Below are 11,659 nucleotides of genomic sequence, written 5' to 3' on the forward strand. Positions count from 1 at the left end.
CACCGGGGGCGCCGGGGCCGCCGAGGGCGGGGGTGCCGGCGTGCCGGGGCCCGAGGGATCGGTCATGGTGGATGTTCCATCCATCTCGGTCATGGAGAGTGGAGGAAACGTACACTTCAGCGTTGCTTTCCGGCCACCTAAGGTCGTGCCGACCACGAGGCCATGGGTACGGGCGGTTGTCCCCAGGGCCGGTCCTCACCCCCATCTGCACGACACGCCACCGAGGTGCGCGAAGGAGGCCCCCCAATGGCCGTCGACTACACAGTGATCGTCGTCTATCTCGCCGGGATGCTGGCCATGGGCTGGTGGGGCATGCGCCGCGCCAAGTCCAAAGCCGAGTTCCTGGTCGCGGGCCGCCGCCTCGGGCCCTGGATGTACTCCGGGACGATGGCCGCCATCGTCCTCGGCGGCGCCTCCACCATCGGCGGCGTGGGCCTCGGCTACCAGTACGGCCTCTCCGGTGCCTGGATGGTCTTCACCATCGGCCTCGGACTCCTCGCGCTGAGCGTCTTCTTCTCGGCCCGCATCGCGCGCCTGAGGGTCTACACCGTCTCCGAGATGCTCGACCTGCGCTACGGAGGGCGCGCGGGCGTCATCTCCGGAGTGGTCATGTGGGCGTACACGCTGATGCTCGCGGTCACCTCGACCATCGCCTACGCCACGATCTTCGACGTCCTCTTCGACCTGAACCGCACCGTCGCGATCATCCTCGGCGGCTCGATCGTCGTCGCGTACTCCACGCTCGGCGGCATGTGGTCCATCACCCTCACCGACATGGTGCAGTTCGTGGTGAAGACCATCGGCGTGCTGCTCCTGCTGCTGCCCATCGCCGTCGTCAAGGCCGGCGGCTTCAGCGAGATGAAGGCCGAGCTGCCCACCGAGTATTTCGACCCGCTGGGCATCGGCGGCGAGACGATCTTCACGTACGTGCTGATCTACACGTTCGGCATGCTCATCGGACAGGACATCTGGCAGCGCGTCTTCACCGCCCGCAGCGACAAGGTCGCCCGCTACGGAGGCACCGTCGCCGGCACGTACTGCCTCATCTACGCGATCGCGGGCGCCGTCATCGGCACCGCCGCCAAGGTCATGTACCCCAAGCTGCCGAGCGCCGACGCGGCCTTCGCGACCATCGTCAAGGACGAACTGCCCATGGGCGTGCGCGGCCTGGTCCTCGCCGCCGCGCTCGCCGCCGTGATGTCCACGTCCTCCGGAGCGCTCATCGCCTGCGCCACCGTCGCCAACAACGACATCTGGTCGCGGCTGCGCGGCGTCGTGAAGGCCGACGCGGGCGACGAGCCGCACGACGAGGTCAAGGGCAACCGCGCCTTCATCCTCGTCATGGGCGTCGGCGTGATCGTCATCGCCATCGCCCTGAACGACGTCGTCCAGGCCCTGACCGTCGCGTACAACCTGCTCGTCGGCGGGCTGCTCGTGCCGATCCTCGGCGGCCTGCTGTGGCGCAGGGGCACCGCGGCCGGCGCGCTCGCGGCCGTCGCCGCCGGCGGTCTCTCCGTCGTCGGACTCATGTGGGCGTACGGGATCCTCGCCAACGAGCCCGTCTACTACGGCCTGTTGACCTCGCTGGCCGTCTACGTCCTCGTCTCCCTCGCCACGAAGCCCACCGACGCGGCCGTGCTCGCCGCCTGGCGCGAGCGCCTGGCCGGGCGCGGCGCCGAGGAGGCCGAGCCGGAGGCCCCCGTGGCCGTCTAGTCCCGTGCGCGGCCCGCTGTCAGTGGGCCGCGCGACACTTGAATCGCAGCATCCGCACCAACTGGAGGAAACCGACCATGAGCAGCGCCGAGACCCCGACGACCCCGCGTGGCCCCGTCGACTCCTCCCGCATCCCGAGGTACGCGGGCCCGGCGACGTACGCCCGCCTGCCCCGCCTGGACGAGGTCGGCGGCACGACGGACGTCGCCGTGGTCGGCGTGCCCTTCGACACCGGCGTCTCCTACCGCCCCGGCGCCCGCTTCGGCGGCAACGCCATCCGTGAGGCCTCCCGCCTGCTGCGCCCCTACAACCCGGCGCAGGACGCCTCGCCGTTCGCGCTCGCCCAGGTCGCGGACGCCGGTGACATAGCCGCCAACCCGTTCAACATCAACGAGGCGGTGGAGACCATCGAGGCCGCCGCCGACGACCTGCTCGGCTCCGGCGCCCGCATGATGACGCTCGGCGGCGACCACACCATCGCCCTGCCGCTGCTGCGCTCGGTCGCCAAGAAGCACGGCCCGGTCGCCCTCCTGCACTTCGACGCCCACTTGGACACCTGGGACACCTACTTCGGCGCCGAGTACACCCACGGCACGCCGTTCCGCCGTGCCGTCGAGGAGGGCATCCTCGACACCGAGGCGCTCTCGCATGTGGGCACCCGTGGCCCGCTGTACGGCAAGAAGGACCTCACCGACGACGAGAAGATGGGCTTCGGCATCGTCACCTCGGCGGACATCTACCGCCGCGGCGCCGACGAGGTCGCCGACCAGCTGCGCCAGCGCATCGGCGACCGCCCGCTGTACATCTCCATCGACATCGACTGCCTCGACCCGGCCCACGCGCCGGGCACCGGCACCCCCGAGGCGGGCGGCATGACCTCCCGCGAGCTCCTGGAGATCCTGCGGGGCCTCGCCTCCTGCAACCTCGTCTCGGCGGACGTCGTCGAGGTCGCCCCCGCGTACGACCACGCGGAGATCACGGCGGTGGCGGCCTCCCACACGGCGTACGAACTGACGACGATCATGTCCCGCCAGATCGCGGAGGCCCGCGAAGCGGGAGGCACCCGGTGACCCACGACCACGACGTCGTCCTGCGCCCCACCGCCGCCCAGACCGAGGCCGCGCTGAACCCGCCCCCGGGGCGCAACGGCGGCGACCTCGTCATGGAGACCCTCGCCGGCCTCGGCGCGACCACGGTCTTCGGCCTGCCCGGACAGCACGCGCTCGGCATGTTCGACGCGCTGCGCCGCTCCTCGCTCTCGTACGTCGGCTTCCGCGTCGAGAACAACACGGGCTTCGCCGCCGACGCGTACGGCCGCGTCACCGGCGAGGTCGCCCCGCTGCTCCTGTCCACCGGGCCGGGCGCGCTGACCTCGCTCGCCGCGCTCCAGGAGGCGGCGGCCGGGTCCTCCCCGGTCCTCGCGATCGGCAGCCAGGTCCCGGTGGCCGGACTCGGCGGCGGCCGGCACGGCTATCTGCACGAGCTGCGCGACCAGCAGGCCTCGTTCCGCGACGTGGTCAAGTCCGTGCACACGGTCCGTACGGCCTCGCAGATCCCCTCCGCGATCGCCGCCGCCTGGGAGTCCGCCCTCACCGCGCCGCACGGCCCGGTCTGGGTGGAGATCCCGCAGGACGTGCTCCTCGCCGGGACGACGCTGCCGGTGGTCACCGCGGTGGACGCGACGCCCGAGGACGTCGTGCCGCGCCCCGAGCTGACCGCCGTCGCCGCCGACCTGCTCTCCCGCGCCGAGCGCCCGGCGATCATCGCGGGCGGCGGCGTGGTGCGCTCCGACGCGAGCGGCAAGCTGCGCGCGCTCGCCGAGCTGCTGAACGCGCCCGTCGTCACGACCTTCGGCGGCAAGGGCGCCTTCCCCTGGGAGCACCCGCTCTCGCTCCAGTCGTGGCTTGAGGACCGGCACACCACCGACTTCCTGGAGGACGCGGACGTCCTGCTGGTGGTCGGCTCGGGCCTCGGCGAGCTGTCGTCGAACTACCACACGTTCGCGCCGCGCGGCCGGGTGATCCAGATCGAGGCGGACGCCGGGAAGCTGGAGTCCAACCACCCCGCGCTCGGCATCCACGCGGACGCGCGCCTCGCGCTGTCCGCCCTCCTGGAGACCATCGACGCCCCGCGGGAGGACCCCTCGGCGCCCGAGCGGGTCGCGGCGCTGCTGGCCAAGGTCCGTGAGCGGATCGACGGCCAGGACCTCGCCCTGGAGCAGCGCGTCCTCGCCGCCGTGCGCGAGGCCCTGCCGGACGCGTCGCCGTCCTTCTGGGACATGACGATCCTCGCCTACTGGGCGTGGTCGGCCTTCGACGCGCGCCGTCCGAACACGATGCACTCGGCCCAGGGCGCGGGCGGCCTCGGCTACGGCTTCCCGGCGGCCCTTGGCGCGGCGGCCGCCGACCCCTCGCACCCGGTCCTCGCGGTCTCGGGCGACGGCGGCGCGATGTACTCGATCGCCGAGCTGGCCACGGCGAAGCAGTACGACCTGCCGGTGACCTGGCTGATCGTCGACGACGGCGGCTACGGCATCCTGCGCGAGTACATGTCCGACGCCTTCGGTGAGGCGACGGCCACGGAGCTGGCCCGCCCCGACTTCGTGGCGCTCGCGGAGTCCTTCGGGGTGCCGGGGGTGCGGACGAGCCCGGAGACCCTCCGGGACGACCTCGCGAAGGCGCTCGCCGAGCCGGGCCCGTCCGTGGTGGTGCTCCCGGCGCTCCTGAAGATGTTCGCGCCGACGCATCTGGGCTGACCCGGACGCACCTGGGCTGACCCGGGCGCATCGGGTCTGGTCCAGGAGGCGTCTGGCCCGATCCGGCGAGATCGTCGTACAAGTTCATACAACCTTTCACCGGTACCGGTGAGTCATGTGGGGCGGGTGCGCCGGGGGGCGCGCCTGTACGGACCCCGAGGGTCTTGTACGGACCCAAGGGGATGGGGAAGCTCCATGACTCACCGGACATCCGGTATATCCAGGCGTGCCCGCGTGCTCTCGGCGGGCCTCGCCGCCGGGGTGCTCCTGCCGCTCGGCGCGGTCGCGCCCGCCGCGCCCGCCGTCGCCGCGGCCGCGCCGAAGGTCACCTGCACCTCCGCGCAGGCGGGCCTGGCCGCCAAGCTCACCAAGGACATCACCGCGGCGCTGAAGAACCGCAAGGGCACCGTCGCGGTCGGCCTCCACGACCGCACCACCAACACCACCTGCACCCTGCGCGGGACCACCGCGTTCGACTCGGCGAGCGTCGTCAAGGCGACCGTCCTCGCCACGCTCCTGTGGGACGCCCAGAAGAGCGGCCGGAGCCTGTCCTCCCGCGAGAAGAACCTCGCCACCGCCATGATCACCAAGTCCGACAACACGGCGACCAGCACGCTCTGGCGCCAGCTCGGCACGGGTAAGATCAACGGCTTCCTCAAGGCCGCCAAGATGACCAGGACCGTGCCGGGATCGGGCGGCTACTGGGGCCTCACCCGGATCAACGTGACCGACGAGCAGAAGCTCCTCGCACTGATTTCGGGTAAGAACGGCGTCCTGACCGACGCCTCCCGCTCCTACCTCCTGAAGCTGATGGGCAAGGTCGTCGCCGCGCAGCGCTGGGGCACCCCCGCGGGCACCCCGTCCGGCGTCTCGATCCACGTGAAGAACGGCTGGCTGCAGCGGGCGACCCACGGCTGGCGGGTGCACAGCATCGGCGCCTTCAAGGGCGGCGGCCACGACTACACGATCTCCGTGCTCACCCACGGCAACGGCACCATGAACTACGGCGTCGACACCATCCAGCGCGTCTCCCGCGCCCTCCACAAGGACCTGACGCCCCGGGCCCCCGCGGCCCGGCGCTACGCTCCCACGGATTCGCCGCGGGAGGCGTTCGTGGCCGTCCCCGGCAGCTGACGGGCCCCACCCGTCGCGGCGCTCCGCCGCGACGGGGATTGTTGCGGCGGGATGAAATCCGCATCCCGCCGTGTTGGGCCTCTCGGCAGGTCAGGTCGACGGGAGGCAGCACGTGACGGAGCAACGGGGCGGGGCCGGGGCGAAGGAACCCGGCTGGGCCAGGAGGCTCACCGGATACGCGTGGCGGTATCCGAAGGACGTCGTGCTCGCGCTCGGCTCCTCGCTCGGCGGCATGGCCGTCATGGCCCTCGTACCGCTCATCACCAAGGTCATCATCGACGACGTCATCGGCCAGGACGGGCAGGGCGGCACACGCTCCATGGCCCCCTGGGCGGGCGCGCTCATGGGCGCGGCCCTCGTGGTCTACGTCCTCACCTACATCCGCCGCTATTACGGCGGCCGTCTCGCCCTCGACGTCCAGCACGACCTGCGGACCGAGATGTACGGCACGATCATGGGGCTCGACGGACGGCGGCAGGACGAGCTGTCCACCGGCCAGGTCGTGGGGCGCGCCACCAGCGACCTCCAGCTGATCCAGGGCCTGCTCTTCATGCTGCCGATGACCATCGGCAACATCCTGCTCTTCGTGATCTCCCTCGTGATCATGGCGTGGCTCTCGCTGCCGCTGACCCTCGTCGCCCTCGCCGTCGCGCCCGCCCTCTGGTTCATCGCCCGCCGCTCCCGCTCCCGGCTGCACCCCGCCACCTGGTACGCGCAGGCCCAGGCCGCCGCCGTGGCCGGCGTGGTCGACGGCGCCGTCAGCGGCGTACGCGTGGTGAAGGGCTTCGGGCAGGAGGAGCAGGAGACCGGGAAGCTCAGGGAGGTCGGGCGCAGGCTCTTCGCGGGCCGGCTGCGGACCATCCGCCTCAACTCCCGCTACACCCCCGCCCTCCAGGCCGTCCCCATGCTCGGCCAGGTCGCCATGCTGGCCCTCGGCGGCTGGCTCGCCGTGCGCGGCGAGATCACGCTCGGCACGTTCGTCGCCTTCTCCACCTACCTCGCCCAGCTCGTCGGACCCGTGCGCATGCTCGCCATGGTCCTCACCGTGGGCCAGCAGGCCCGCGCCGGCGTCGAGCGCGTCCTCGAACTGATCGACACCGAGCCGAGCATGACGGACGGGCGCAAGGAGCTGCCCGCCGACGCCCCCGCCACCGTCGAGTTCGACGACGTGAGCTTCGCGTACGAGGAGGACCGGCCGGTCCTCGACGGGCTCTCCTTCGAGATCCGGCCCGGCGAGACCCTCGCCGTCGTCGGCTCGTCCGGCAGCGGCAAGTCGACCGTCTCGCTGCTCATGCCCCGCTTCTACGACGTGACGCACGGCGCCGTCCTCATCGGCGGCCACGACGTGCGCGAGCTGAGTCTCGCCTCCCTGCGGTCCGCCATAGGGCTCGTGCCCGAGGACTCCTTCCTCTTCTCCGACACCGTCGGCGCCAACATCGCCTACGGCCACCCCGGCGCGACCCAGGAGCAGATCGAGAGCGCCGCGCGCGCCGCCCAGGCCGACCGGTTCATATCCGAGCTGCCCGACGGCTACGACACCAAGGTCGGCGAGCAGGGCCTGACCCTCTCCGGCGGCCAGCGCCAGCGCATCGCGCTCGCCCGCGCCATCCTCACCGACCCCCGCCTCCTCGTCCTCGACGACGCCACCTCCGCCGTGGACGCCCGCGTCGAGCACGAGATCCACGAGGCGCTGCGGGGCGTGATGGCCGGGCGCACCACGCTCCTCATCGCCCACCGCCGCTCCACCCTCGGCCTCGCCGACCGCATCGCCGTCCTCGACGAAGGACGCCTCGCCGACCTCGGCACCCACGAGGAGCTGGAGGAGCGCTCCGCCCTCTACCGGCGCCTGCTCACCGACCCGGACGAGCTCGGCGGCGTCTCGCCGGGCCACGCGCTGCCCGCCGACCGGCCCGAGGACACCTCCGTACGCGCCGAGCTGGACGCCGAGTTCGACGCCGAGCGCGGCATCACGCCCGCCCTGTGGACCGGCGACCGCGAGCCCAAGGACGCCGCGCTCTCCGGGATGCCGGCCACGCCAGGACTCCTCGCCCAGGTCGACGCGCTGCCCCCGGCGACCGACACCCCCGACATCGACGAGGCCCGCGCGGTCACCCCCGAGGAGTCGTACGGCCTGCGCCGGCTGCTCGCCGGATTCCGGCTTCCGCTGCTCCTGAGCCTGCTGCTCGTCGCCGTCGACGCGGGCATGGGCCTGCTGCTCCCCGTCCTGATCCGGCACGGCATCGACGAGGGCGTCAGCGAACTCGCGCTCGGTGCCGTCTGGGCCGCGTCCGGGCTCGCCCTCGCCGCCGTCGCCGTCCAGTGGGCGGCGCAGACCGGCGAGACGCGGATGACCGGCCGCACCGGCGAGCGGGTCCTCTACTCGCTGCGGCTGAAGATCTTCTCGCAGCTCCAGCGCCTCGGGCTCGACTACTACGAACGCGAGCTGACCGGGCGGATCATGACCCGGATGACCACGGACGTGGACGCGTTGTCCACGTTCCTGCAGACCGGTCTCGTCACCGCCTTCGTCTCCGTGGTCACCTTCTTCGGCATCATGGTCGCCCTGCTCGTCATCGACGTGCAGCTGGCGCTCGTCGTCTTCGCGACGCTGCCGCTGCTGATCGTCGGCACGTACTTCTTCCGCAAGTCCAGCGTGAAGGCGTACGAACTGGCGCGTGAGCGCGTGTCCGTGGTCAACGCCGACCTCCAGGAGTCCGTCGCCGGGCTGCGCATCGTGCAGGCATTCCGGCGCGAGCGGGCGGGCGGCGAGCGGTTCGCGCAGAACAGCGACAGCTACCGCAAGGCCCGCATCCGCGGCCAGTGGCTGATCTCGGTGTACTTCCCGTTCGTGCAGCTCCTGTCCTCGGTCGCCGTCGTCGCCGTGCTGATCGTGGGCGCGGGCCGGGTCGAGGCGGGCACGCTGACGACCGGCGCGCTCGTCGCGTACCTGCTCTACATCGACCTGTTCTTCGCGCCCGTGCAGCAGCTCTCGCAGGTCTTCGACGGCTACCAGCAGGCCACCGTCTCGCTCGGCCGCATCCAGGAGCTGCTCCAGGAGCCGACGTCCACGAAGGCCGCGGACGAGCCGATGGAGGTGCTCTCGCTGCGCGGCGAGATCGCCTTCGAGGACGTCGACTTCGCGTACGGCGCCACCGGCGACGGCGCGTCCGAGGAGGCGCTCAGCGGCATCCGCCTGCGGATCCCCGCCGGGCAGACCGTCGCCTTCGTCGGCGAGACCGGCGCGGGCAAGTCGACGCTCGTCAAGCTCGTCGCCCGCTTCTACGACCCCACGGGCGGCCGCGTCACGGTCGACGGCACGGACCTGCGCTCCCTGGACCTCACCTCGTACCGCCACCGCCTGGGCGTCGTGCCGCAGGAGGCGTACCTCTTCGCGGGCACGGTCCGCGACGCGATCGCCTACGGGCGGCCCGACGCCACCGACGCCCAGGTCGAGGCCGCGGCCCGCGCCGTCGGCGCGCACGACATGATCGCCACCCTGGACGGCGGCTACCTCCACGAGGTCACCGAGCGGGGCCGCAACCTCTCCGCCGGGCAGCGGCAGCTGATCGCGCTGGCCCGCGCCGAGCTCGTCGCCCCCGACATCCTGCTCCTCGACGAGGCCACCGCGGCGCTCGACCTCGCCACGGAGGCGCAGGTCAACCAGGCCACCGACCGCATCGCGGGCCGGCGCACCACGCTGGTGGTCGCGCACCGCCTCACCACGGCGGCCCGCGCCGACCGCGTGGTCGTGATGGACCACGGGCGGGTCGCGGAGGACGGCACGCACGAGGAGCTGCTCGCGCTGGACGGGCGGTACGCCGCGCTGTGGCGGACCTTCGTGGGCGAGGCCGTGGAGGCGGCCTGAGGGGGATTCCTCCCGGGGCCGGGTGCCCCGGGAGGAACGGCGGTGAGAAGGCGGGAAAAAGGCGCGGGAGGCCGCAACCGCACGGGCTGTGGGCTGCGTCCGTACATCAGTACGCTGATGCCGGAGTGGCGGGAGGGGCAATCGTGGGCAGTGGACGCGGCAGTGGTCGGATACGACGGCGGCTGACGCTCGGCACCGCCGTGCTCGCCGCCTCCGTGCTGCTCGCCCTCGCGGGCCCCGGCACCGCCTCGGCGGAGGCCGTCACGGGCCTGTGCGCCGGCCGCAAGGTGCGCTCGCTGCCCTTCAGCACCGGCAAGGTCGACGTCTTCAAGAGCCGCGGCTACATCTGCGCCGTGGCCGTCGCCAAGAAGCCCGGCGCCCGCAAGCCCATGTCGGTCAGCGTCCAGGCGCGCGGCAGCAGGCCCGCCCGTGACAAGGGCCGCTACACCCACCGCGCGGGTCCGGTGACGGTCCACGCGGGCCACCGCTGCGTCTGGGTGAAGGCGGAGATCAGCGGGCGCGGGGTCAGCTCGGGCTGGATCCTCTGCTGAGACGTTCCTTCCTGGGGCGTACCTTCCTGAGACGTTCCTTCCTGGGACATTCCTCGCGTCGCGGTTCTGCTCAACTCCCTCTGTCGCGGACCCAGTTGCTCCGTTAGGTTCCGGGGCACTGCTGTGTCGACAGGGGAGGGTGCATGAGCAAGGCGCTCAGATGGCTGTTGTCGCTCGTGGTGCTGACAGGCACGATGAGCGCGGCCGGAGCGACGACCGGCGCGGCCACCGCCGCGGAACCGGGCACCACCGCGGACGCGAGGCCCGCCGCGGAACCGGACATCAAGGACAGGCTGCTCGCCATACCCGGCATGAGCCTGATCGAGGAGAAGCCTTCCCCAAGCTCTCGACCACGTTCGAGCAAAGGGGACCCCACTCCCGGCTACCGCTTCTTCGTCCTGAACTACACACAGCCCGTGGACCACCGCCACCCGTCCAAGGGCACCTTCGAGCAGCGTCTGACCGTGCTCCACAAGGACACCAGCCGTCCCACGGTCTTCTATACGAGCGGCTACAACGTCTCCACCAACCCCGGCCGCCGCGAGCCGACGCAGATCGTCGACGGCAACCAGGTCTCCATGGAGTACCGCTACTTCACGCCCTCGCGCCCCGAGCCCGCCGACTGGTCCAAGCTCGACAGCTGGCAGGGCGCCTCGGACCAGCACCGCCTCTACCGTGCCCTCAAGTCGGTCTACGGCAAGAAGTGGCTGGCCACCGGCGTCTCCAAGGGCGGCATGACCGCGACGGCCTACGAGCGCTTCTACCCGCGCGACATGGCGGGCGTCGTCGCCTACGTCGCCCCCAACGACGTCGACGACAAGGAGGACTCGGCGTACGACGAGTTCTTCGCGAACGTCGGCACCAAGGAGTGCCGCGACCGGATCCAGGCCGTGCAGCGCGAGGCGCTGACGCGCAGGGGGCCGCTGTCGGCGAAGCTCGCGGCCGTCGCCGAGGCGGAGGGCTACACCTTCAAGACCGTCGGCACGCTCGACAAGGTCTTCGAGGCGGTCGTCATGGACCTGGTGTGGGGCTTCTGGCAGTACCAGCCCGCCGCCACCGCGTGCGGCCGGATCCCGGACGCGGCCACCGTGTCCGACCAGGCGCTCTACGACTACGTCGACGACGTGGTCGGCTGGTCCTTCTACACCGACCAGGGCCTCGCCGGTTACGTGCCGTACTACTACCAGGCGGGCACCGAACTCGGCTCGCCCGACATCAGCCAGCCGTGGCTCGGCGGCCTGAGCCGCTACGGCTACCAGCCGCCGCGCAACTTCGTGCCGCGCGAGATCCCGATGACGTTCAAGCCCCGGGTGATGCGGGACGCGGACCGGTGGGTGCGCCACCACGGGCAGCGGATGATGTACGTGTACGGCGAGTACGACCCGTACGGCGCCGAGCGGTACCGGCCGACACAGGGCGCCAAGCACGACAACTACGTCTTCACGGCGCCCGGCGCGAACCACGGCGCGACCGTCTCGCAGCTCACGGCGGACGAGAAGGCGAAGGCGACGCGGCGGATCCAGGCGTGGGCGGGCGTCTCCTCGCCGTCCGCCAAGCCGCTGGCCGCGTACGACAAGAAGCTGGACCGGCGTGACGTGCGGAAGGAGTCGCCGGTGCGCCGCTAGGCCTGAGGGCGCGGGG

General features: G+C 71.9%; 7 protein-coding genes. All 7 read left to right on the forward strand.

Annotated elements, in window-relative coordinates:
• The first annotated feature begins 246 nt into the window (after positions 1–246).
• The 7 genes from AOK22_RS16385 (at position 247) to AOK22_RS16415 (ending at position 11,643) form a co-directional block, all read left to right on the forward strand.
• The gene (locus tag AOK22_RS16385) at positions 247–1,713 is read left to right on the forward strand and encodes a sodium:solute symporter family protein (protein WP_055699398.1); all 1,467 of its coding nucleotides are present in this window, start codon (positions 247–249) and stop codon (positions 1,711–1,713) included.
• A 77-nt stretch (positions 1,714–1,790) separates the two neighbouring features.
• Positions 1,791–2,783 (forward strand): agmatinase, encoded by a 993-nt coding sequence (gene speB, locus AOK22_RS16390; RefSeq protein ID WP_055699399.1) that lies wholly within the window; start codon positions 1,791–1,793, stop codon positions 2,781–2,783.
• Positions 2,780–4,468 carry a thiamine pyrophosphate-binding protein gene (locus AOK22_RS16395; RefSeq protein WP_055699400.1) on the forward strand — a complete coding sequence of 563 codons (1,689 nt, stop codon included), beginning with the start codon at positions 2,780–2,782 and terminating at the stop codon, positions 4,466–4,468. Before speB ends, AOK22_RS16395 begins: the two co-directional genes overlap by 4 nt.
• 195 nt (positions 4,469–4,663) lie before the next feature.
• Positions 4,664–5,602 (forward strand): serine hydrolase, encoded by a 939-nt coding sequence (locus AOK22_RS16400; protein ID WP_055699401.1) that lies wholly within the window; start codon positions 4,664–4,666, stop codon positions 5,600–5,602.
• Positions 5,603–5,714: 112 nt separating this feature from the next.
• A complete protein-coding gene (locus tag AOK22_RS16405) occupies positions 5,715–9,467 on the forward strand; it encodes an ABC transporter ATP-binding protein (protein WP_055699402.1) in 3,753 nt (1,250 codons plus the stop codon).
• A gap of 140 nt (positions 9,468–9,607) precedes the next feature.
• Positions 9,608–10,018, forward strand: a complete 411-nt coding sequence (locus AOK22_RS16410) for a hypothetical protein (protein ID WP_425264033.1) — start codon at positions 9,608–9,610, stop codon at positions 10,016–10,018.
• Positions 10,019–10,161: 143 nt separating this feature from the next.
• Positions 10,162–11,643: an alpha/beta hydrolase family protein gene (locus tag AOK22_RS16415; RefSeq protein WP_055699403.1), complete on the forward strand. Its 1,482-nt coding sequence runs from the start codon at positions 10,162–10,164 to the stop codon at positions 11,641–11,643.
• Positions 11,644–11,659 lie beyond the last annotated feature (16 nt).

The organism is Streptomyces silaceus (assembly GCF_001419745.1).
GTDB lineage: Bacteria > Actinomycetota > Actinomycetes > Streptomycetales > Streptomycetaceae > Streptomyces > Streptomyces silaceus.